Raw genomic sequence first — 22,616 nt, 5'->3', positions numbered from 1 at the left:
ACGCAGTTTTCTTATTCTTGCATTAATTCTTTCTTGTATTAGTAGTGTTTCAACATTGTCCGTTTTTCTTTTACACGGGCCGTTAATGCCTCTAATCGCGTCATTATTTGTATTTATGGCTTCTATGGGCATGACATCGATATCCACTTTCTTACCGGCTTTATCACATTAGTGATCGTTGTTGGAATAAAGGATCGTTCATTTGTCTACTGAAGAGCTATGGTGATAACTTTTTACAGCACATCACATTGACAAATTACAATATGTTAGTATAATATGTCTCTATGGAGCAAATTGAAGTATTTAAAGCATTATCAAATGAGGCGCGTTTGCAAATCTTAGAATGGTTAAAGAATCCTGCAGTATATTTCTCTCCCCAAGAAGGGATTGATCTTGAAGAAATTGGGGTCTGTGTAAGTCAAATCACGGAGAAATTAGGTATGAATCAGTCGACAGCCTCTCAGTACCTTGCAATATTGCAACGAGCTGGTCTAATTACAGCTACTCGCATTGGTAAATGGACTTATTACAGAAGAAACGAAGATGCAATTAATCAAGTAGGGTTATTTTTGAAAAAAGAAATAAAAAAAGACTGAATCCAGGTTTCAAATCTGTTTTCAGTATTTTTTTCGGAGAAAATATTCACAATTTGCAATATAACAATATAATTCTATCATTAGAAGGGAGTATAAATAATGAGTAATGAAAAAACAAAATTTGGTGCTGTAATTGGGGGTCCTTGGTTGGAATCATATAGTGACGTCCTCTTTTATTTACACTTAATATATTGATATATCACAATATATTAATGTGGTAGAGTGCATATTGTTATTTCGTTTCATATCATCAATTCGTAATGGAGGATAAGAAAAATGGATAAATTTGCTTCACATACAGGCTATTCAAACATGTTTAAAGAGAAGGAACTTACTCTCGGGTTGCATTTCCCTTTAGAGTCTTATACGGGAAGTATCCCGGAGATGGATTTGGAACATCAAATGAACTTGGCAAAAAAGGCAGAAGAAACACGCTTTGCTTCATTATTCGTTAGAGATGTGCCGTTAAATGTCCCAAGTTTTGGAGATGCAGGACAGCTATACGATCCATGGGTTTTTCTTGGTTACTTGGCTGCCCATACAAAACAGATTTCATTGGGTACCGCAAGTATTGTCACAACGCTACGCCATCCACTGCACGTGGCAAAAGCAGCAGCTTCTGTTGATCGAATTTCTGGGAAACGACTTGTTCTTGGAATTGCTACGGGTGATCGCCCTAGCGAGTTTTCAGCGTTTTCAGTAGACCGGGAACAACGGAGTAATTTATTTCGAGAATCTTTGCATGTCATGAGAAAAGTGTGGAATGAAGAATTTCCGGAAATTTATTCACCACGTCTGAACCTTCAGGGTGGAGATTTGTTACCCAAACCGGAATTAAAAGATATTCCAATTTTGGTAACGGGTCATTCGACGCAGACGCCAAAATGGATAGCAGAAAACAGTGACGGCTGGTTTTATTACCCACGAAATATAAATAATCAAGCTGCGCTTATTAAAGAATGGCGTACATTAACAAATATATTTAAGCCTTTTAGTCAGTCTTTATATATAGATTTATCAGAGAACCCCAATGAAGATCCCTCTCCTATACACTTAGGATTCAGAACTGGACATCAATTTTTAATTGACTACCTCAATGCATTAAAAGAAATCGGTGTAAACCATCTTGGGTTCAACTTGAAATATGGTCAGCGGCCGGTTGAAGAGGTAATCCAAGAATTAGGGGAGGAAGTGGTTCCATTCTTCCCGGCATTATCCAATAAAGAAGTATAAAGTTTTTCGGCACGATAAAAAGGCTACAGGCTCAACTGGACATTATATGTGTATATAACAGAAAACACATATAATGTTCAGTTTCAATTTAATGTTAAAAGGAGTGTTTTTCTTGGTGAAAAAGATGTTCTTAAATGGCACTTTGATTTATTTAAGTAGTTATCAGGAAGAAAAAACAAATGGATTGTATAAAGTTTCAGTTGATTTTAACGTAACAAGTGAAGATTATCATGACATTTCTACTTTGCTCTATAGCGAAACATTTGACGTGGAGATTCCCGAGAGAGACTTAACATTTAGGGGAACCATTCATGAGTATTCTACTTCCATTACTAATTTGTACGTAAAGGACCAAGTCGGACAATATAAATTGACTTTGATGGAAGTAGGTCATGGAGCAAAGGGCTGAGTTGTAATGAGATTAAGTATATTAGATCAATCCCCCATATCTTCAAATCAAACAGCTAATGATGCATTGATTGAATCAATGAAGTTAGCGCAAGCTGGAGAAGCACTAGGATATACAAGATATTGGATTGCCGAACACCATGATTTACCTGGACTTGCCTGCTCTGCACCTGAAGTGATGTTAAGTTATATCGGGGCTAACACGAATCGAATTCGAATTGGCTCTGGGGCTGTTTTGTTACCTTATTATCGACCCTATAAAGTTGCAGAAGTATTTAATATGTTAGCTACTCTATTTCCGCATCGGATTGACCTGGGGATAGGACGAGCGCCAGGTGGATCAGCTGAAGCGACGAACGCTTTATCTGACAACTTTTTGCAAAAAGTTTGGGAGTTACCTGCTTTAATGAAAGAATTACTCCATTTTTTAGAGGATGATTTTTCAGCAGATCACGAGTATTCGAAGATTTCCGCTTCTCCCATACCTGAAAATTCGCCTGTGCCTTGGCTTCTTGGCACAAGTGAAAAAAGTGCGCTACTTGCAGCAAGAAATGGCATGTCGTATACTTTTGGTCATTTTATGAGCGACAATGATGGGATAGCTATCATCCAGGCATATAGGGATGCTTTTAGACCAAGAAAGGAAGCACAGACTCCACAAGTCATCGTAACTGTTTCAGCCATTTGTGGAGAAACTACGGAACAAGCAGAAGAAATTGCAGAAAGCTTTCTCATCTGGTCTTTGCAAACAGATAAAGGGGAGGGACATCAACGTGTTCCCTCGGTTAAAGAAGCTAAGCAATACAAGATAACTGAAAAAGAAAAGGATTCGTTAAACAAAATGAAACAGAACATGATCATCGGCAATCCTCATGAGCTGAAACGGAAGTTAATGGAGTTACAAACTAAGTATCAAGCAGATGAAATCATGATCAACACAATTACGCACTCTCCGAAAGATCGGATTCAATCATATAAACTAATTGCAAAAGAGATATTTTCGAAAGAAAACCTTTGAATAGGGAAAGTAGCCGATCAAATTCAGGAGTGGAATGAAGCAGGGGCGATGGATATCTTAATCGTAAGACAGGAACATCCTTCGGGTTTAGAGAATTATTGAATTAGTTGTTCCAATTTTATGGCTATAGGTTTTTCGGCAATCGGGACTTTTTTTATGTAACCTATTCAATTTTTCGTTATTCATTGGGTTTGCTCTTGAGAATTGCAACTTCGCGCTATTCGTACGACTTCGTTTACCCATAAAAAGAACCTTACGGTAGACAACATAAAGACCATCTTAGCAGATGTCTCCATTTCGTTGTCTACCGTAAGGGGATATTACCATCGTAAGAATCTACGTGAAAGGCTCCTATTTCTTTTTTCAATATAAAGTTCTCTTTCGAGTCTGAACTACTTCCTCAAAGATAATAAATTCAGAAGAATGACAACCGCTTCCGCACGAGTTGCCGGTGCTAGAGGAGCGAATGTCTTGTTATCCCGCCCTGTAACGAGGCCTTTGCTTACTGCAGCTGCTACCCACCCCCGTGCCCAGACGGGAATATCGGCTTGGTCAACGAAGGATGTTAAATCTGGAGATTCTTCCGTCAAATTCAATGACTTCACTGCCATCACCGTAAGCTCCGTTCTCGTTATATCCTGTTCAGCACGGAATGTGTTGTCTTCATAACCAGAGATAATTCCCTTTTTAACCGCCTTCGCGATGTCCGACTTAGCCCAATGATCAATTAGATCGTGATCGCTGAACGTAAGCTCGGTCTCTTCATCCAGCTTTAATCCTCTAACGAGCAAGGAGGTAAATTCGGCGCGCGTGATCTTCTTGTTCGGCTGGAATGATCCGTCCGGGTATCCTAAAATCAACCCTTTTTTAGCAGCTTCTTGTATTTTTTCTTCTGCCCAATGACCATTCAAATCATTTAAAACAACAGCTTCTGTGTTGTCCGTTGGAATTTCGGGCTGTACAGGGCCTCCATTATCCGTTCCGGTACCATTATCGGTTCCGTTACCGCTTCCGTTCCCACTACCGTTACCGTTTCCATTGCCGTTGCCATTACCGTTATCAGTTCCGTTTCCGTTTCCATTGCCGTTATCTCCAGGGTTAGGTTTAACCGGACCAGGCCCTTCTGTTGAAGCTTGGACGCTAAAATGAAGAGAACTCGGTGTCACCGCCATTTCGCTTCCCTGTTTATCGGCAAGGATCGCTTGGGCCACCTCAATCTTGCCGCTTACAGCGTCCGTTGCTTTTTTCACTTTAAAGGTAAGCTTCAATAAGTCGGCGTTCCCTTGGATTTCTTGTCCCTCGCCAGCAATCACGAAACTCAAACGTCCGGTGTCTTCCGCCTTCGACTTGAGTATGGATACGCCTCTTTGCATAGACTCGGCGGAGACAAACTCCAGCACATGAGCATCATAATCGAGTGTCAGGTCATGTGCATACATATCGCTCACAGCTTTTTTGATTCGGTAGGTAACAATCAGCAGCTCACCCTTAACTACGGATTGATTTCCGCTCAATTCAGTATCCGCATTGGCTAGGACGACGGTCAATTTTTGTGCTTCTTCCATATTGCCGGCCTTGTCTATCGATCGATATTCGATGTTTTGCACGCCTTTTTCTCGAATAATGACCTGACCTGCTTTAACTGCCATCCATTTCCCGCCATTGATTCGATACTCGCTCCTCAAAACACCCCAACCGTTCGGATCGTCCACCGCGGTAAAGTGTAGGGTCACGTCCTTATAATTTTCTTGATCGGCTCCGCTATTTCCATCAACACGCACGGAGGTTGTAGGCGCTTTCGTGTCTTTAACCAGCACTTCCAAATAAGCTTGGTATTTTCCTTCTTCACTTTTGCGGCTTCGAATCGTTGAAGCGAGGTTACTTCCGACCTGCTGCAAAGCAAAGCTTGCCACTTTGTCTCCTTGCTGCTGTGCCATCACGAACGGAGTCACATCGAATTTACGCCATTGTTCCGGTGTTGTGAACGTGGCCACATCAATTTGTTTACCTGGCGCCGGCTTATTCGCAAAAGTTAAGGTTGTTTCTGTCCAGCTATCGTCAGGCACCTCATAAACGCCAATATCCGAGATATTACCGCTTCCGTCTTTCGTCTCCCCATATACATTCAGGCTCACAGAATGAATGTCCTGCATAGATGAAGGCAGCGCGAATTTCAGAAAAACTTTGCGATCTGTGTTGCCGCTTCCATTTCGAATATTTAAAAATCCTCTTGTTCCAAAATTGTTGTTCGCATCCGTCCCGCCATTGACGAATGTATCTTCCGTGACCGGAATTCGAACCTTTGCGGCCGGGTCAGGTTCATAATCGGTTTCCCCAGGAAGCTCCACTTCCTGATCCGGGTTAATTTTCAATTGAATCGTATGGCTTTTTCCCAAAGAACCTCTAGTATCTACTTCCAGTTGCAGGGTTGGCAGCATCCGCAGTACTTTAACGCTAGGATCATTTGCAAGCACCTGCGAGGCCGCGGCCGCCAGCTCCACTTTCACTTTGGACTGGGATTGCGTCGGGTCTGACACCGAAATCGTAAGCTCATCGCCTTTTTCCTTCATCATGAGCGAAACAGGCTGGTAAGCGCGTATGCGATCCAGCGTCCCCGGTACCCAAAAGTGAATGCCGGTCAAGCCCAATTTGGTTTCTTGAACCGCTTGGATTTTCGCCGTGTTGCTCAAGATACGCACATCCGGGTTTTCACTATACGATTGAGTAGCCGCCGCATTTAAAGTAGGCAGCAGCACGTAGGAATAAGATTGATCGGTCGGCTTGGTTCCATGATCAATCGCTAAGCTTGCATAATTACGCGTGATGGTGTCCGTCGGGCCTGTTGGATTAATATCTCTCCACGAACCGCTTCGCGCCTCCCGTAAAGCGCTGACATTTGCCGTTTCGGGAAAATAATAGCCGATATCGGCTCCGGCTGCCGTACCTTGCAAGTTGGCCCATTTTACTCCTGTAAGGTTCTTGGACCAGCCCAGATTACTCGGCATAGTCTCGCCATTTACAATCAGCTTGTTGTCTCCCGCCGAATTAATCATCCGGTTCTCAACAATCGTTTCGACTTTTCGGCTATCGGAAGTTGTGATCCCCGCTCCCAATGCAACAATCTCGTTATCGAACATAAACCACGATTTTTTTCCTGTTAATTTACTTCCTGGCGGAGCCAAGTCCATTCCTGCCGCACCATACAACTGGTCCATCGATGCTCCGCCGACCCAGCTTTTAGAGGTTACTTTACTGCCTGTCCGTGGCAAGCCGTCAGAGGTTGTTCCCGGCATCCGATAGGAATCCACCGTCGGCCAGAAGGCGTCTCTGAACTGAGCGGCATCGTTATTGTACAAATACGTCATGCCGTCGCCCGTGTACCAGCCCTTCGTATGCTCGCCGTTGATTCCTCCCTCATAGTTGGAAATCCGCGAGGACGACATGCTGATCGCATAGGCATATCCCTTCCGTGCATGAACAATACGATCCATGGCCGAAAATTGATGATGGACAATCAAATCCCCGCGCGGCACGACAGACGTATCCTTCATTAAGGCTTTGAAAAGAACAAGATCCCGAATCGGCATGCCCTCATATTTGTTGGACACACTCGTATCCGATAAAACCCATTCTTTGACCATGCTTTTGTAACGGGCCGCAAGGTCAGGAGGAGCAAATTGCGACATCCGATTAATTGTCCACGCAGTTCCGCGGGTATTGTTGTTATACCGCGATACCGCCCGCCCGCTGACCATTTCCATCATATGTCCATTGTAAATGAGCGGCTCGAACGAATTGGTGATCCAATCGTATGTATTCGCCAAGTTCGGATCTTGAATCGGCCATGGCGAACCATTCAATATCGTCAAAAGCTTAGCCATATCGCCAAGCAGGACGCTTCCGTAGCTTCCGGTATACGCAATATTGTTATGCTGAATAAAAGAACCGTCGGCATAAAAACCGTCGCCGCTTGTTACCGGCGGGAACACCGAGCTAATGGAGCCGCGCGCCTGAACGATTTTCGTTTCACTTTTGCCAATAACTCCTCGAATCAGTACCGCCAATGCTTTATCCAAAAGGTTTGCGCCTGTTTCTTTCAATGTGCTGCCCAGCCGTAGGGTGGGATCGGGTATAAACTTGTCAATCGTTCGGGTATAACGGGCAACTTGCTCAGGAGAAAGTTGATCATACATTAAAGTCATGATATCGCCGAGAGACAGCGGTGATCCGATTTCCCAGTCCCACCAGTTATTGTATTTCGCTTTGTTCTCATTAAAACGATTCGTATACATCCAATCCAAACCCGCCATAATATCTTGTTTTAGCTGCTCATTTCGGTACAAGTTCGAGCCTTGAGTCGAGTAAGCAATCGCCATGTCTTTCAAACGGTTATAAGAAAGGGTAATATGGCTTGAATCCGTCGTACTTGCATAATCCGCCCACAACGATTTGCGGGCCGGGTCTTTAAGGAGCAGGTCCCAAAAGCCGGTTTTTTGGTCGTTGGTTACCTTTTTGGCGTTGGCCTCCACCGCTTGACGGATATCTTCATCGTTCAAATCGATTTGCTGGCCGCCCGTCAAAAACGCAAGCCACTTGTCCCTCATGGAATCAATCGGGTCCGGCTGCTGGGCCTGAACGGAAACGGGATAAGAGGTAAAAATGAGCGCGACTATCGTTAAAGCGATGACTGCATACTGCAAAATGGACTTTTTCATGAAAATAAACACTCCTTTCGTTCATGTAACTGACTTATGGAAAAATCCGTTCCGTGAACCACATCAGATCACTACGATCGATTTTATGGTCTCCGTTCACATCAGCAGCCTTTACCCTTTCCCAATCCGGGCTGCTTGTATCTTTACCGAAATGTGCGGCCGCCATGGCTAAATCACCGACGGTTATTTTTCCATCGTTCGTAAGATCACCTGGGATGCTTGCTTCTTTTACCGTAATTTCACTTGTCGCCGCAAAAGTACCGTCATCTGTCATCACTGTTACGATCGCCTTACCCGGCTTCAAAGCTGTCAGAACCGCAAGAGGGCCTTGAGCCTCCACCTGCACAACATCTTTGTTATCTACCCGCCACTGGAGAGATAAACCGCTTACATTTTCAGGCGTCACCTTGGCTGTTAAGACGGCGGTTTGCAACTTTTCCAGCGTTATGTTCGTTTGGTCCAGCGCCAGGCCCGTCACACTGTTCCATTTGACTAATGAAATATCATCAAACCACACCGTGCCTGTCCCTGTTTCGAAAAAGGGTTCCAGCCGGATATATTTCGCTTCCTCTGGAGCGGATAGGATGACTTCCCGCTTCATCCAGTCCTGGGTTCCCGTTAATTCTTCCGTCGAGGGCCCGGACCCTATCTTGTCATCCTGTGTTTTCCCGTCCAGACCTTTGATGCTTTTAAAAAACTGCGTTCTTACAAATACGCCGATGCCCGAATTGACATCCTTCGTTTTTACCCAAACGCTCAGTTTATACGTTTGTCCACCCGTAATCGGTACATCTTGAGAAAGACCGGTTCTGCTCAGTGCCAAATGTTCAAGCTGGACCGCTTGAGTCCCTGTATGGTAAACATCCCTAGTCACAGAGGCCTTTCCTGTCCCGCTTGCTAACCATAACCCCCAACCAACGGGTTCAACTCCGGCTTCCCACTTTCCTGCCCCAGACTTTACACTTTCAAATCCCCCATTTGAAACCAAATCCAGCTGCGGTTCGCTTGCATGGACTGCCGTCCCAAATGAAAGCGCCTGCATCATGAAGCAAAAAAACAGAAATACAGAGATTCTTTTGCTCATCGAAGTCATTCCACTTTGCTCCTCTCTCATTCTGAATCAAGAAAAAAATTCCTCTCAACAATATCTTAGAGAACTATTTAGCTGCGTCATAGTTCATTTTTTTGCTCTATCGTGAACGATTTTGACTTTATTAGGTCAATTTTTTACCTTAGGCTGGCATCTTTGCAATAAACGCTTCCCTTTCGTTTTAGCGGGGAGGCAAATGGCTTGAGGATTCAAGAGAACCGTAGAATTTCCCTATTTTTTGTCATAATAAAAAAATACCGTTATTCATTGGATTTTTGCAAACCCAATAAATAACGGTATTGGTTGGTATGTTACATAGAAGCTATCGGCTTAGAATTGCTTATTCCAGATATTCACTGTTGATTGTAAAATCAAATCCCTTACCACACAAGGTTTCTAACCCTCTCAGCTCACCTTATGCTCAATCCGCAGCTTATCCGCCACCATCGCGATGAATTCGCTGTTGGTCGGCTTCGATTTGCTAATATTCACGGTGTAGCCGAAAATAAACGAGATGCTGTCGATGTTGCCGCGCGTCCAGGCGACTTCAATCGCGTGACGGATGGCGCGTTCGACGCGGCTCGGGGTAGTCTTGTATTTTTCCGCAATGGCGGGGTACAGCGTCTTCGTGATGGCGCCGAGAATTTCTATGTTGTTGTACACCATCGTGATCGCTTCGCGCAGATATTGATATCCTTTAATATGCGCAGGAACGCCGATTTCATGTATGATTGTCGTAATGTTGGCGTCCAGATTTTTGCTTTTCGGCATCTGAACGACATTCGCTTTGATGGAACTGGTCGACGTGACAGCCGGCTGGTTGCCCACCAGTTGACGGATGCGGTTCGTCAGAACCTCCATGTCAAACGGCTTCAAAATATAGTAGGAGGCGCCAAGCTGCACGGCTTTCTGCGTGATATTTTCCTGGCCGAAGGCCGTGAGCATAATGATCCGCGGAGCCGGATTTAAGTTCATTTCGCGAAGCTTCTCGAGTACACCCAGGCCGTCCAGATGAGGCATGATAATATCCAGAATGAGAATATCAGGCACATCCTTCTGCGTTTCCATAAAACGGAGCACTTCGTTTCCGTTATAGGCGATGCCTGCAATCTCCATATCTTCCTGTTCACTGATAAATTCGGAAAGTAAATGTGTAAACTCTCGGTTGTCGTCCGCTAACAAAACTTGAATCTTTTGCAACTTGAAAGCCTCCTTTATTTGTAAAAAAATCGAGGGTTTTCTAATTCCTTGTTTTATCATTTCGACACGCCCAATCAAATTCCTTCTGTCGAAAAATTATTTTCTTTATTTTTGTGTGCGGTTATTTTATAATAGAGTTTTATTTTGGTATTTCAACATTTTTCGACAAATCGTTCGCAAAAAAAGAAAGAACCAAAGGCTAGCTCGCCTTCAGTCCTTTCGCATCTGATTCGGGCCGGAGCAGTATGCCTGCATCCTGGAGCATCCATTCGATAAAGCAGCCGTACCCGCTGGACGGATCGTTCACGAATACGTGGGTGACCGCGCCGATCATTTTGCCGTTCTGGATAATCGGGCTTCCGCTCATCCCCTGCACGATACCGCCGGTCTTCTCAAGCAGCCGCTTGTCGGTTACTTTGATGACCATCCCCTTGGTAGCGGGGCTTCCCTGCTTGGCCACATGCACAACCTCGATATCGAATTTCTCCACTTTCTGTCCGTTCACGACCGTGTAAATTTGAGCCGGCCCTTCTTTTACCTCTTCCGCGAATGCGACCGGAATCGGCGTTCGGGATAAACTATACTCAGGAGCTTCTTCCATTTTGCCGAAAATGCCGAACGGAGTATTTTTCTCAATCGTACCGATCACTTTGCTGTCCCGGAAAATCTGCGCATGCTTCTCGCCGGGCTCGCCGTTCTGGCTTTTGGCAATGGACGTCACGTTGGAGTGAACGACTTCGCCGCTGCCGACCACAATCGGGGTCTGAGTGTCCATATCGGTAATCACATGACCCAAGGCGCCGTAGACGTTCTGCTCGGGAGCGTAGAAGGTCAGGGTGCCCACTCCGGCCGCGGAATCGCGAATGTACAAGCCGAGCCTGTACGACTTATCCACGACGTCATACGCGGGCTTCAGCTTCAGCTCGAAGCGCTGATGGCCTCTTTGAACCGTCAGTTCCAGCGGCTTCTTGCTTTGACCGGCTTTATTGACGAGACCGGATACCTTGGACACGTCCGCAGAGGGGCTCCCGTTGATCGCAACAATCAAATCACCGACCTGCACCTTCGCTTCTTCACCCGGCGAGATCTTCTGTTTCTCGTTCACGGCGACCAGATGATGGCCTACAACCAAAATGCCGGCTGACTTGATTTTGACGCCAATGGTTTGCCCGCCGGGGAGGACTTTCAGGTCCGGCACGACATTGACCTTAACGGTCTTGAGAGGAATGGCTCCGAACAGCTTCAGTTTCATCTCGGTGTAGCCCTGCTGGTTGGACTGGAGGGAAATCGGATCTTTCAAATTAACTTGAAATGAGTGCCGGGAGTTCCCGTTAACCTTGACTATTTCGGGGTCTTCCACCGTAAGCATGGCGTTGACCGGCATGGAAAGCCTGAGTTCTTTGGCTTGCCCGCTAAAAAGCCGGAGCTCATCGGGGAAGGAGGCGAAGCTTTGGAAAGGGGCGGATACACTTAGGATACAAACGAAGAAAACGAGCAGGAGACCAATGAATCTTCTACGACGATTCGATTTCACAAGACACCCTCCTTCTGCTTTCTTGCCCTGACGAACCCTCGTCAAATGCGTACCCTTAAGGTATCCTCCCTCCATTCGTTTTATAACTGCAAATGCTTCTAGAGGCCTCAGTTAGTTCCTTGACTTTTTTTCGTCTGCCAAAGCAAGCATTTCTTGAGCATGATGCAGGGTCGTTTCCGTCACTTCGACGCCTCCGAGCATCCGAGCAAGCTCTTCGATGCGTCCGCGGCGGTCCAGATCGGTCACGCGGGTAAACGTGCGTTCCCCCTGTACTTCTTTATGAATGTAAAAATGTACGTCGGCCATGCATGCCACCTGCGGTAAATGCGTAATGCTAAAGACCTGGCAGCTGCGCGAAAGCAGCGAAAGCTTCTCCGCAATCGCCTGAGCCGCGCGTCCGCTGACACCCGTATCCACCTCGTCGAAGACAAGTACGGGGATCTGATCCAGGCGGGCGAAAATGCTCTTCATGGCGAGCATGATCCGGGACAGCTCACCGCCCGAAGCGATTTTGCTGAGTCCGCGTAGCGGCTCTCCGGGATTCGGCGCCATCAGGAACTCGACAAGATCGATTCCGTCCCGAGTGAATTTAACGGGCTCGTCGCCGATCTCCAGCCCTCCGCCGCCCGCGGGAACCGGCGTATGCGACACCTGAACTCGGAACTGCGTGCGCTCCATATGCAGGTCGCGGAGTTCCGTTTCGATTTCACCGGCCAGACGGTCCGCGATTTTTTTGCGGGAATCGGACAGCTTCCGGGCCGCTTTCGTGAGCTGGACGACTTCACGGTCGAGCTTTTCCTGCAGCTTCTGGATAATCTCGTCCTTGTTCTCGATCGTGGCGAGTTCTCCGCTGACTTTCTCGCTGTACGCCAGAATCTCCGCAATCGTATCGCCGTATTTACGGCGCAGCGTAGCAATCAAATCGAGGCGGAGCTCGATTTCGTCCAGCCGCTCCGGATTGAATTCGATGTCGTCGCGGTAATCCCTAAGCTGGTAAGCGGCATCTTCAAGCTGGTAAAACGCGCTTTGCATCTGCTCCAGCAAAGGAGCGATTCCCGCGCTGTCGATGGCCGCCACGTCCTGGATGCGGGCGATGGACTTGCCTATGGCGTCCAGCCCGCTGCTCGCGCCGTACAGCGTATCGTAGGAGCCTGCCACGCTCGAATACAGCTTCTCGGCGTTCGCCAGCTTGCTTTTCTCCTCCGCCAGCGTGACGTCTTCGCCCTCCTTCAAGGAAGCCGCGGCGATTTCGTCCACCTGGAAGCGGTACAGGTCGATCATCTGCAGGGACTGCTTGCTCGTTTCCTGAAGCGCCTTCAGCTCTTTGCGCAGCTTCGTGTAGCGGTCGTACGATTCGCGGTATGCCGCCAGGTTGGGACCCACCTCTTTATCTCCGTAAGCATCCAGCCAGTGGATGTGTTCGTCCGATTTGAGAAGAGACTGATGCTCATGCTGGCCGTGAATATTCACAAGCCAGCCGCCGACTTCGCGCAGCATCGTCAAATTGACGAGCTGGCCGTTGATCCGGCTGGAGCTTTTGCCGCTTGCCGTGACTTCGCGGCGGATAAGCAGCTGCTCCTCCCCCGCGGCCTCGATACCGAGCTGGGCGAGCGTCGTCCATACGGGGTGTCCTTCGCCGATTTCGAAAACAGCCTCGATCTCGGCCTTCTCGCTCCCGTAGCGGACCAGTTCGGAGGAACCCCGGCCGCCGACAATCAAGCTCAGCGCGTCGATAATGATGGATTTACCGGCACCGGTCTCACCCGTCAGAACATGAAAGCCGGATTTAAATCCGATGTGAACGTATTCGATAACCGCCAAATTGCGGATAGACAGTTCTGTGAGCATAGGTCCTCCCCTGAATTCGCTGCATGACCGAGTCAGATCAGCGACATAATCTGATTCACGACTTTCTGGCTGACGTCCTTCGTCCGGCAGATGATCAGGATCGTGTCATCCCCGCAAATCGTCCCCATGATTTCATTCCATTCCAAATTATCGATCAAGGCGCAGATCGTATTTGCCGTTCCGGGCATACACTTCATGACAACCAGATTTTCGGTAAAATCGATGTTGATAAAATGATCGCTTAGCGCCCGTTTGAGCCGCTGCATCGGATTGTAGCGCTGATCAGCCGGCATCGAATATTTGTATCTTCCGTCATCAAGCGGGACCTTGATCAGATGCAGTTCTTTGATGTCCCTGGAAACCGTTGCCTGAGTCACGTTGAAACCCGCGGTGCGCAGCGATTCCACCAGCTCGTCCTGAGTTTCGATCTCATGGCCCGTAATGATTTCCCGGATTTTAACGTGGCGTTGCCCTTTCATTCGAACACCTCAATGTGAAACGTAATTTGTTTGATCTTGCGTCCGTTCATGTCCACGTACAGCACTCCGGCCGCTTCCGGCACGAGGAGCGAGTACACCAGCAGCATGTCGCGGATAGCGCTTCCTGTCATCTCGAGCGGCTTGCGTTCGCGCGCCACCTTGACGAGATACAGATTGTCCTCTTTTTCAGCAAAATAGTCGATAAACAGGCGGCTGTACAGCTCTTCCTTCTGATTCAGGGTCATCGAAATCGGGATTTTGGTTTTCCCGCCTACCACGTCAAACCCGGCACCGATCAGAAGTTCGACGACATCATCGTCTTCCGGAACTTCGTTATAGTCCGTAATGCGGACGGGTTGGAACGAATCAGCGTAAGGCTCATACAGCCACTTTCGGAAACTTATGCCGGCCCATGCTGCGAGAAGTCCTAAGAGCAAAATTAGGATAAGCGTATCCCCGTGCTGCATACCGGATCACCTCGACGTACCTATTCGCTAAGCGAGGCGGGGATTCCTTTTGGCTGTGACGTCTTTTTCCAAGTGGTTTCCTGTGTTTGCCTATGGAAAACCTTGCTTTCGTTAAAACCTCACTACCATCAATACCGGGTTTCCGGTTTGGCGAACATGGCCTTGGCCTCCGGAACGACACGGTCGATTAGGGATTGAAGAGGTTCCTCCAGCTTTTCCGGATCTTCGGGGTTGCAGGTCCAATACGCAAGAAATTCTATGTTTCCTTCGCCGCCGGTAATCGGGGAAAACGTAAGTCCTTTTAAGTAAAACCCGATCTCCTTCGCGAATCCGAGGACACTCTCCAAGACGTCCTTATGCACTTCGGAATCCCGGATTACCCCGGATTTGCCGACTTTCTCGCGTCCCGCTTCGAATTGAGGCTTAATGAGGGCGACCGTCTCCCCTTTTACACCCAACATCGTTTTCAGCGGAGGCAGAATGATTTTCAGGGAAATGAAAGAAACATCGATCGTGGCAAAAGACGGGGACGGACCGGTCAGTTCCTCCGGCGTCAAGTAACGGAAATTCGTGCGTTCCATAACCTGGACACGCTCATCCTGACGAAGCGACCAGTCGAGCTGGTTATAGCCTACATCGATCGCGTATACATGGGAGGCTCCGTTCTGAAGCGCGCAGTCGGTAAAACCGCCGGTAGAAGCGCCGATATCAAGCATTACCGCGTTTTTTACGTCGATGTTAAATTGTTTCAATGCTTTTTCCAGTTTCAAACCTCCGCGGCTTACGTAAGGATGAACCGCACCCTTTACTTTTAAGGCGGCCGCGCGGCTAATTTTCATTCCCGCCTTATCGACAGGCTCCTCATCAGCAAAAACAAGGCCAGCCATAATGGCGGCCTTGGCTTTTTCCCTGCTTTCAAAATAGCCTTGTTCGACGAGCAGTACATCAATTCGTTCTTTATCTGTCGCCATTCCATAAGCTCCTGTTATCGTTCGTCTTGTGTGCCGGCTGCCGCCGGCACGTGCGGTTGGTTCCCGTGGTTGAACTCGTCATGTAACGCCAAGCCCAGACCGCCGGGTTCCTCGCGCGGTGTTAGGCATTGAGCCCGGCGGAACGCTGGCGTTTACGCGGCAGCAGCGTGTGCACCTGCGTAATCAGGTGTTCGGCGGTTAAGCCGACTTCTTGGCGCTGTTCTTTGATGGAACCGTGTTCCACAAAGTAATCCGGTACGCCCATCGTGCGTACACGCACGCCTTCGATGCCCTGTTTCGCGTAAAATTCGAGCACCGCGCTGCCGAAGCCGCCTTGTTCCGATCCTTCTTCCATCGTGATGATCGGCATATGCTCTTTCGCAAGCTGGAGAAGCATGGCCTCATCCAGCGGTTTGATAAACCGGGCGTTGATAACGCGCAGATTAATGCCTTCTTTTCTCAGCATATCCGCGGCTTCCAGAGCGACCTGGTTCATCGGGCCGACGGCCAGAACCGCCATCGTATCTCCTTCGGTCAGCGTCTCCCAAGTGCCGATCGGAATCGGCTGCGGATTCTCATCCATCGGGACGCCGAGCCCGTTGATGCGGGCATAACGGACGGCGATCGGCCCCTCGTTATAGTCAATCCCCGTCCGCATCATGCGGCGGAGCTCATTCTCATCTTTTGGCATCATAAGCACCATATTCGGCAGGTTGCGCAGGAAGGCGATATCGTATACGCCCTGGTGCGTTTCCCCGTCGGGTCCTACAAAGCCCGCGCGGTCAATGGCAAACATGACATTCAGCTTGGGACGGCAAATATCATGCACGACCTGGTCGTAGGCACGTTGGAGGAAAGTCGAGTAAACCGCAAATACCGGTTTCATCCCCTCCGCCGCCATGCCTGCACATAATGTAGCGGCATGCTGTTCGGCGATGCCTACATCAATCATGCGCTTGGGGAAGCGGGCGGCGAAATTCATCAACCCCGATCCTCCCGGCATGGCAGGCGTGACCGCCACTACGCGCTCGTCTTTCTCGGCAAGCTCAATAAGGGTATTGCCGAATACTTCGGTATACATGGGATTGCCCACGGCTTTAAGAAACTGGCCGGACTCGATCTTGTACGGGCTGGCTCCGTGCCATTTGTGGGAATCCATCTCGGCGGGAGAGTACCCTTTGCCCTTGGTCGTAATAACGTGGATGAGGACGGGGCCCTCCACTTTCTCGGACTGTTTCAACGTTTCAAGCAGCAGAGGCAGATTATGGCCGTCAACCGGACCGATGTAGTTGAAGCCGAGTTCCTCGAACCAGACACCGGAAACAAGCAAATATTTCAGGCTATCCTTGACTTTCTCCGCCGTCTTGGCCAGAGTCCCTCCGATAGCCGGGATTTTCTTAAGGAGACTTTCGACTTCTTCTTTCGCTTTGCGGTAGTGCTTATCGGACCGGATCTTGCTCAAATAATTGTGGATCGCGCCCACGTTCGGGGCAATGGACATTTCATTGTCGTTCAGAATAACGGTCAGATTCTTCTTCTCGTGGCCGATATGGTTCATCGCTTCAAGCGCCATACCGCCCGTCATGGCTCCGTCGCCGATCACGGCAAAAACACGGAAGTCTTCGCCTTTCAGATCCCGGGCCATGGCCATCCCCATCGCCGCCGATAGCGAGGTGCTGCTGTGTCCCGCTTCCCATACATCGTGGTCGCTTTCCGCCCGCTTGATGAAGCCGCACATCCCCTTATACTTACGCAGGGTATCGAAACGGTCTTTACGCCCGGTTAAAATTTTGTGCACGTACGCCTGATGCCCCACGTCGAAAATAAATTTGTCACGGGGGCTGTCGTACAGCGTATGCAGCGCGATGGTCAGCTCCACTATGCCCAGATTGGAGGAGAGGTGCCCGCCGGAAGCAGACAGCTTTTCAACGAGAAATTGCCGGATTTCCCCTGCCAGCTGTTCAAGTTCCGCCGTAGACAACCTCTTTAAATCCTCTGGCTGGTTAATATGATCGAGCAGCACATTAATTTCCTCGCTTTCCAAAGGTGAAAATTAGCAAAATTTATGAAATACGTTCATGTGTTCGTGTATTTGATTTCACCATTATACCATAATTTCAGCGGTCACGCTTCATCAGGTAATCGGCCAGCTCCAGCAGCCTTTGCGGTTTCGGCAGAACCCCGCCTGCGATGGCCGTTTTGGCTTCGTCCGTCAGCAGCGCGACCCGCCGCTCCGATTCCTCCATCCCGATGAAAAAGGGATAAGTCACTTTCTGCTGCTTCTCGTCGCTGCCGACGGCTTTGCCCAGCTTCTCCTGCGTGCCAGTCACATCCAGAATATCGTCCTGGATCTGGAACGCCAGCCCGATCGAGCGGCCGAAGGCCGTAAGCGCTTCGAGCTGCTTGTCGTCCGCGCCCGCAATTCGTCCGCCCGCGCGGAGAGAGAAAATGATGAGATCGCTCGTTTTGTGCTGATGGATATATTCCAGGCCGCTAAGCTCCGTAATGCCCTGCTCGCCCTTCATATCGGCCACTTGCCCGCCTACCATTCCCCGGGCTCCGGAAAATTCGGCGAGTTCCTCGACGATGTTCAGAACCTGTTCGGCCGGTACACCGTGCCTGCGCGCCTGTGAAGCGCTGTAAAACGCCTGCGTCAACAGAGCGTCTCCCGCAAGGATGGCCATGGCTTCCCCGTAAACTTTATGGTTGGTTAGTTTGCCCCTCCGGTAGTCATCATTATCCATGGCTGGCAAATCATCGTGGATCAGGGAGTACGTATGCACCATTTCAATGGCGCAGGCTACCGGCATGGCGGCTTCCTTGCGTCCTCCCAGCGCTTCCGCCGCCGCAAGTACGAGAATCGGCCGAAGCCGCTTGCCTCCCGCGTCGATCGAATACTGGGCGGACTGCCGCAGCACATCCGGAATGTCCCAAAGCCGGGGGAACAGCTCCCGAAGCTCTACCTCGACTTCTTTCGCATAGGAAGCGATGTATTCTTGGATGTTCATGTCTGTGTTCAACGGGATTCCCCTTTATCCTCGATCATATTGGCTCCGAACGGCTTCTTCGAGAGGCCGGCTTCGCTTTCCACGAGCATTTCGATCTTCTTCTCCACCGTTTCAAGCTTTTGGCCGCACAGGTGAGACAGTTTCATGCCTTCCTGGTACAGCTCGATCGCCTGCTCGAGAGGAACATCCCCGCTCTCCAGCTTCGCAACGATTCCTTCCAGCTTGTCCATCGCTTCCTCGAAGCTGATGGCGGTTTCTTCCTGCAGATTACTTTCGTTCCCCATTTGTTTTCTCCTCCATCGCCCAGACGTGGCAATCGAGCCGTCCGTCGGTCAACTGAACTCGGACCATGTCGCCGATCTGAACCTGCTCGATCGAATTTAATACGCGTTTTTCTTTCTCGTCGTAAACAAGGCTGTACCCGCGCTGCATCACTTTAAGCGGGCTCAGCGCATCCAGGTGGCGCAGCGTGGATACGAGCTGCTGCCTGCGGCCCCTGGCGACGCCCTGCATCGCCAGTGTAAGCGCCCGCTCCGCGCCTTCGACGCGTTTGCGGGCGTAGCGTACCTGCTCCTGCGGGTTGAAGCCCGACAGGGTGCGCTCCAGACGCATGCGGCGGTCGCCGGCCCGGCCGACAAGCTGACGCATGCGGAAAGAAAGCTGCTCGCCCAGCCGGTCCAGCCGCTGGGCCGGATGCTGCAGAAGCTGCCGGTGCGGATTCGTCAGGTAAGGCGAGCGGCGGAGCCGCTCCAGCCGGTCCTGACGGCGCTGCAGCTGCTGCAGCAGGCCGCGGTGCAGGCGCTGGCCGAGATGAGCCATCTGCTGCTTCAGCTCCAGATGGTGAGGCACCGCCAGCTCCGCCGCGGCCGTAGGCGTCGCCGCCCTGAGATCGGCGACGAAGTCCGCGATGGTGAAGTCGGTCTCGTGGCCGACGGCCGAGATGACGGGGATCGCGGAGGCGAAGATGCTGCGGGCAACGATTTCTTCGTTGAACGCCCACAGCTCCTCCAGCGATCCCCCTCCACGGCCGACGATCAGCACGTCGACTTCACCGAGGCTGTTCATCGTCTCGATGGCTCGGACGATGGACGGGGCCGCCTGAGCGCCCTGCACCAGCACCGGATACAGCAGAATCGGCACATTCGGGAACCGGCGCTGCAGGGTGATGATGATGTCCCGGACGGCGGCCCCCGTCGGGGAAGTGATGACGCCGACGGCTTTCGGCATCCGGGGAATCGGCTTCTTCCGCTCGGTGCGGAACAAGCCCTCGCTATCGAGCTTCTGCTTAAGCTGCTCGAACGCGAGGTACAAGCCGCCGATTCCGTCGGGCTGCATCTGCGTCACGTAGAACTGGTACTGCCCGTCCCGTTCGTAGACGGAAACGTTCCCCCGGGCGATCACCATCGTACCTTCCTTCGGACGGAAAGGTAGCCGCTGGTTGTACGACGCGAACATAATGCTTTTGAGGCGGCTGTCTTTATCTTTAAGCGTAAAATACATATGACCGCTGGAATGATGCGTAAAGTTGGAAATCTCCCCGCGCACCCAAACGTCCTGGAGGCGGTTGTCGCCTTCCAGCTTCATTTTGATATAGCGGTTGAGATCCTTAATAGATAATACGGCGCGCTCGCTCATGCGTTACACGCCCGCTTCTGTACCCGTATTGGACGCGCGGCGGGCCGAGCTCAGCGTATTCTTGAGCAGCATCGTAATGGTCATCGGACCTACACATCCCGGAACCGGTGTGATGTAACCCGCGATTTCTTTGACGGCATCGAAGTCGACATCTCCGCACAGCTTGCCTTCGGCGTTGCGGTTCATTCCGACGTCGATCACGACCGCACCCGGTTTCACGTGCCGGTCCTCAATCACGCCGGCTTTGCCTACCGCGGCAACCAGAATGTCGGCCTGGCGTGTAATATCCTGAAGATTCGGCGTGCGCGAGTGGCAGATCGTAACCGTAGCGTGCTCGCGGAGCAGCAGCATCGCCATCGGTTTGCCGACGATGTTGCTTCTTCCGACGACGACGGCGTGTTTGCCTGCCGGGGATACGCCGATTTTTTTCAAAACTTCCATGACGCCGGCCGGCGTACAAGGAAGCATGCCTTCTTTGCCGATCATCAGGTTGCCCACGTTAACCGGGTGGAAACAATCCACGTCTTTCTCCGGAGTTATCTCGTCCACAACCTGCTCCTCGTTGATGTGGCCGGGAAGCGGAGACTGTACAAGAATACCGTGGAACTCCGGATTCCGGTTATACTCATGGATCAGCTTGACAAGCTCCTCCTGGGAAGTATCTGCCGGAAGACGGTGCACATGAGACTGGATGCCCACCTGGGCGCAAGCTTTTTCCTTGTTATTGACATAGACATGGGAAGCCTGGTCATCGCCTACGATAATCACCACGAGTCCTGGTGTCGTACCGCGGGTGGAAAGTTCCTCGACTTCCTGCTTGATTTCTTCCCGGATGGAACGGACGATTTCTTTGCCGTTAATCACTTCTGCTGCCATGACGGTTCTCCTCCCTAGTTATCCGTTAATGGTTTTCTTTGTTTTCCTGTTGTGCGTGTTGTTTTCCTATTGTAGCCCGCTATAAGCAGATAGCGCAAAGCTGCCCGGACGACTCCTCAGAAGTCCCGGCAACCGTGCGCCTGTTTCATTACTCTTTGCCGCTGCGGATATTTTCCCTCAGCGCATCTACGTCTTTGATCATTTTGCCGAGTACGCCGTTCACGAATTTACCGGAATCGTCCGTACCGAAATGCTTCGCCAGATCGATGGCCTCGTTAACGACGACCTTTGGCGGGACATCTTCCTGAAACAGCATTTCGAATGCGGCCAGACGCAGCACTTCACGGTCTACGCGGGACAGCCTGTCCATTTTCCAGCCTTTCAGGTAACCGGCCAGAAGCTGGTCGATCCGGTCCCGGTTGCTTAACGTGCCGTCCACGAGTTCGCGGATATACTCCGGCATAATTTTTTCCTTATGATCCACCTGAGCCTCGTTATCGTTCTCCGCCTCATGTACGGCAACGTTCACCGCTTCCGCCGCCGAAACCCCGTTCATATCGATCTGATACAAGCTCTGCAAAGCTATTTCTCTGGCTACTCTACGCCTCATTGTATGCCTCCCACATCTTAAACCGCTAGTTCGTTCGTCTACGTCTAGTATACGTCATTTTAAATCCAACCCAAACAAAAAAATCCAAGGATGAACCCAGGATTTCAGCGAAACATTCTCCATTTTTGCGTAAGAAATTGCCAAAGGTTCTGGAACGGGAGCCAAAGATCCTCTCCCCGGTCTACTTTTTTGCCGATATAATACCCCAGGAACACGATAAATGCAAAGATCAGCATATCCCAGAAGCCGAAAAACAGATAGACCAGGCCCAGAACAAGTCCGGCTCCTCCGCCGGTTATCGTTCCGGGGTGCTCCTGCCACAATTTTCTCCACATGAGAGGACCCACCTCTATTCTACCCGGCTTTTAAACGTTGGGGTATTCTGCACGATATTCGCCACATAGACGGATACGCCGGAGACCGGGATTCCCGTAATCTCTTCCACGTGATTCTTGATCGCGGACTGTATTTCCTCCGTAAGTTCCGGAATGGAAGTTTCCCCGTCCACTACGGTACGGATGCCGATCTCAAGTCCGGCCTCGCTCACCTTCACACGGGCACGCAGATCGCGAACGCCGCGGCTTCTTCCGGCCGCTTTCAACGACAGATTCTCCACCGTTTCCACCGAAATCCGGATATCTCCGTATTCACTGCGCTGGTCGATAGACGGCGCTTGCGTACGGCTTCTGCGGACGGATATGTAAAAAAAGCGGATGCTGATCAGAAAAATGACGATTCCGGCACCGATCACCCATGCCTTGGATAAGGTAAAACCGCTGTCAAATACATCCTGGAGAAAATAATCGGTCGATCTCATCGGAATGAGCTGAAAAGCTGCGAGTACGGCGATGGCGGATAGGAACATGATCGCGAGGCTGAATAGAAATAACAGGAGTCTGTCCAATAGTTTGACCACAGCAAATGGCTC

General features: G+C 50.0%; 20 protein-coding genes. 4 read left to right on the top strand and 16 right to left on the bottom strand.

Going from position 1 to position 22,616, the window contains the following annotated elements:
- The first annotated feature begins 284 nt into the window (after positions 1–284).
- From ABH899_RS07775 to ABH899_RS07760, 4 genes are all read left to right on the top strand, one after another.
- Complete coding sequence (locus tag ABH899_RS07775; protein ID WP_369995353.1) at positions 285–596, top strand: ArsR/SmtB family transcription factor; 312 nt, start codon at positions 285–287, stop codon at positions 594–596.
- A 276-nt stretch (positions 597–872) separates the two neighbouring features.
- A complete protein-coding gene (locus ABH899_RS07770) occupies positions 873–1,829 on the top strand; it encodes an LLM class oxidoreductase (RefSeq protein ID WP_369995351.1) in 957 nt (318 codons plus the stop codon).
- A gap of 112 nt (positions 1,830–1,941) precedes the next feature.
- Complete coding sequence (locus ABH899_RS07765) at positions 1,942–2,238, top strand: DUF3219 family protein (RefSeq protein ID WP_016423983.1); 297 nt, start codon at positions 1,942–1,944, stop codon at positions 2,236–2,238.
- Between the two features lie 6 nt (positions 2,239–2,244).
- Positions 2,245–3,255 (top strand): LLM class flavin-dependent oxidoreductase, encoded by a 1,011-nt coding sequence (locus ABH899_RS07760; protein WP_369995347.1) that lies wholly within the window; start codon positions 2,245–2,247, stop codon positions 3,253–3,255.
- A gap of 392 nt (positions 3,256–3,647) precedes the next feature.
- Here ABH899_RS07760 and ABH899_RS07755 read toward each other — a convergent pair whose 3' ends face one another.
- From ABH899_RS07755 to amaP, 16 genes are all read right to left on the bottom strand, one after another.
- Positions 3,648–7,970: a polysaccharide lyase family 8 super-sandwich domain-containing protein gene (locus ABH899_RS07755; protein WP_369995344.1), complete on the bottom strand. Its 4,323-nt coding sequence runs from the start codon at positions 7,968–7,970 to the stop codon at positions 3,648–3,650.
- Positions 7,971–8,004: 34 nt separating this feature from the next.
- Positions 8,005–9,063: an Ig-like domain-containing protein gene (locus ABH899_RS07750; protein WP_369995343.1), complete on the bottom strand. Its 1,059-nt coding sequence runs from the start codon at positions 9,061–9,063 to the stop codon at positions 8,005–8,007.
- A gap of 402 nt (positions 9,064–9,465) precedes the next feature.
- Positions 9,466–10,260 carry a sporulation transcription factor Spo0A gene (spo0A, locus tag ABH899_RS07745; RefSeq protein WP_009674877.1) on the bottom strand — a complete coding sequence of 265 codons (795 nt, stop codon included), beginning with the start codon at positions 10,258–10,260 and terminating at the stop codon, positions 9,466–9,468.
- Between the two features lie 199 nt (positions 10,261–10,459).
- On the bottom strand, positions 10,460–11,794 hold the full coding sequence (gene spoIVB / locus ABH899_RS07740; protein ID WP_218229767.1) for a SpoIVB peptidase: 1,335 nt from the start codon (positions 11,792–11,794) through the stop codon (positions 10,460–10,462).
- Positions 11,795–11,905: 111 nt separating this feature from the next.
- The gene (gene recN, locus ABH899_RS07735) at positions 11,906–13,642 is read right to left on the bottom strand and encodes a DNA repair protein RecN (protein ID WP_218229766.1); all 1,737 of its coding nucleotides are present in this window, start codon (positions 13,640–13,642) and stop codon (positions 11,906–11,908) included.
- A gap of 32 nt (positions 13,643–13,674) precedes the next feature.
- Entirely contained in the window at positions 13,675–14,121 is a 447-nt protein-coding gene (gene ahrC / locus ABH899_RS07730) for a transcriptional regulator AhrC/ArgR (RefSeq protein ID WP_009674923.1), read from the bottom strand.
- A complete protein-coding gene (locus tag ABH899_RS07725) occupies positions 14,118–14,588 on the bottom strand; it encodes a hypothetical protein (RefSeq protein WP_218229765.1) in 471 nt (156 codons plus the stop codon). The genes ahrC and ABH899_RS07725 overlap by 4 nt, the downstream gene beginning before the upstream one ends.
- Positions 14,589–14,716: 128 nt before the next feature.
- Positions 14,717–15,559 carry a TlyA family RNA methyltransferase gene (locus tag ABH899_RS07720; protein WP_218229764.1) on the bottom strand — a complete coding sequence of 281 codons (843 nt, stop codon included), beginning with the start codon at positions 15,557–15,559 and terminating at the stop codon, positions 14,717–14,719.
- Positions 15,560–15,680: 121 nt separating this feature from the next.
- Positions 15,681–17,582 carry a 1-deoxy-D-xylulose-5-phosphate synthase gene (dxs, locus tag ABH899_RS07715; protein WP_009674892.1) on the bottom strand — a complete coding sequence of 634 codons (1,902 nt, stop codon included), beginning with the start codon at positions 17,580–17,582 and terminating at the stop codon, positions 15,681–15,683.
- Positions 17,583–17,676: 94 nt separating this feature from the next.
- The gene (locus ABH899_RS07710) at positions 17,677–18,567 is read right to left on the bottom strand and encodes a polyprenyl synthetase family protein (protein ID WP_369995967.1); all 891 of its coding nucleotides are present in this window, start codon (positions 18,565–18,567) and stop codon (positions 17,677–17,679) included.
- Between the two features lie 8 nt (positions 18,568–18,575).
- Positions 18,576–18,851 carry an exodeoxyribonuclease VII small subunit gene (gene xseB, locus ABH899_RS07705; protein WP_217556168.1) on the bottom strand — a complete coding sequence of 92 codons (276 nt, stop codon included), beginning with the start codon at positions 18,849–18,851 and terminating at the stop codon, positions 18,576–18,578.
- Positions 18,835–20,202 carry an exodeoxyribonuclease VII large subunit gene (gene xseA, locus ABH899_RS07700; RefSeq protein ID WP_009674932.1) on the bottom strand — a complete coding sequence of 456 codons (1,368 nt, stop codon included), beginning with the start codon at positions 20,200–20,202 and terminating at the stop codon, positions 18,835–18,837. Before xseA ends, xseB begins: the two co-directional genes overlap by 17 nt.
- Before the next feature lie 3 nt (positions 20,203–20,205).
- Positions 20,206–21,078: a bifunctional methylenetetrahydrofolate dehydrogenase/methenyltetrahydrofolate cyclohydrolase FolD gene (folD, locus tag ABH899_RS07695; protein ID WP_009674917.1), complete on the bottom strand. Its 873-nt coding sequence runs from the start codon at positions 21,076–21,078 to the stop codon at positions 20,206–20,208.
- 148 nt (positions 21,079–21,226) lie between these two features.
- Positions 21,227–21,688, bottom strand: coding sequence for a transcription antitermination factor NusB (gene nusB / locus ABH899_RS07690; RefSeq protein WP_218229763.1), 462 nt, complete (start codon positions 21,686–21,688; stop codon positions 21,227–21,229).
- A 104-nt stretch (positions 21,689–21,792) separates the two neighbouring features.
- Positions 21,793–22,023 (bottom strand): DUF2273 domain-containing protein, encoded by a 231-nt coding sequence (locus tag ABH899_RS07685; RefSeq protein ID WP_369995337.1) that lies wholly within the window; start codon positions 22,021–22,023, stop codon positions 21,793–21,795.
- Between the two features lie 14 nt (positions 22,024–22,037).
- The gene (amaP, locus tag ABH899_RS07680; protein WP_009674929.1) at positions 22,038–22,604 is read right to left on the bottom strand and encodes an alkaline shock response membrane anchor protein AmaP; all 567 of its coding nucleotides are present in this window, start codon (positions 22,602–22,604) and stop codon (positions 22,038–22,040) included.
- Between the last annotated feature and the right edge of the window lie 12 nt (positions 22,605–22,616).

The organism is Paenibacillus sp. RC84 (assembly GCF_041260495.1).
Lineage (GTDB): Bacteria > Bacillota > Bacilli > Paenibacillales > NBRC-103111 > Paenibacillus_F.
This window is presented reverse-complemented; position numbering and strand designations above follow the sequence as displayed.

Coding starts and splice junctions, on each gene's coding strand:
- ABH899_RS07775 (WP_369995353.1), top strand. CDS start 285: ATGGAGCAAATTGAAGTATTTAAAGCATTATCAAATGAGGCGCGTTTG.
- ABH899_RS07770 (WP_369995351.1), top strand. CDS start 873: ATGGATAAATTTGCTTCACATACAGGCTATTCAAACATGTTTAAAGAG.
- ABH899_RS07760 (WP_369995347.1), top strand. CDS start 2,245: ATGAGATTAAGTATATTAGATCAATCCCCCATATCTTCAAATCAAACA.
- ABH899_RS07755 (WP_369995344.1), bottom strand. CDS start 7,970: ATGAAAAAGTCCATTTTGCAGTATGCAGTCATCGCTTTAACGATAGTC.
- ABH899_RS07750 (WP_369995343.1), bottom strand. CDS start 9,063: ATGACTTCGATGAGCAAAAGAATCTCTGTATTTCTGTTTTTTTGCTTC.
- recN (WP_218229766.1), bottom strand. CDS start 13,642: ATGCTCACAGAACTGTCTATCCGCAATTTGGCGGTTATCGAATACGTT.
- ahrC (WP_009674923.1), bottom strand. CDS start 14,121: ATGAAAGGGCAACGCCACGTTAAAATCCGGGAAATCATTACGGGCCAT.
- ABH899_RS07725 (WP_218229765.1), bottom strand. CDS start 14,588: ATGCAGCACGGGGATACGCTTATCCTAATTTTGCTCTTAGGACTTCTC.
- ABH899_RS07720 (WP_218229764.1), bottom strand. CDS start 15,559: ATGGCGACAGATAAAGAACGAATTGATGTACTGCTCGTCGAACAAGGC.
- ABH899_RS07710 (WP_369995967.1), bottom strand. CDS start 18,567: ATGAACATCCAAGAATACATCGCTTCCTATGCGAAAGAAGTCGAGGTA.
- xseB (WP_217556168.1), bottom strand. CDS start 18,851: ATGGGGAACGAAAGTAATCTGCAGGAAGAAACCGCCATCAGCTTCGAG.
- xseA (WP_009674932.1), bottom strand. CDS start 20,202: ATGAGCGAGCGCGCCGTATTATCTATTAAGGATCTCAACCGCTATATC.
- folD (WP_009674917.1), bottom strand. CDS start 21,078: ATGGCAGCAGAAGTGATTAACGGCAAAGAAATCGTCCGTTCCATCCGG.
- nusB (WP_218229763.1), bottom strand. CDS start 21,688: ATGAGGCGTAGAGTAGCCAGAGAAATAGCTTTGCAGAGCTTGTATCAG.
- ABH899_RS07685 (WP_369995337.1), bottom strand. CDS start 22,023: ATGTGGAGAAAATTGTGGCAGGAGCACCCCGGAACGATAACCGGCGGA.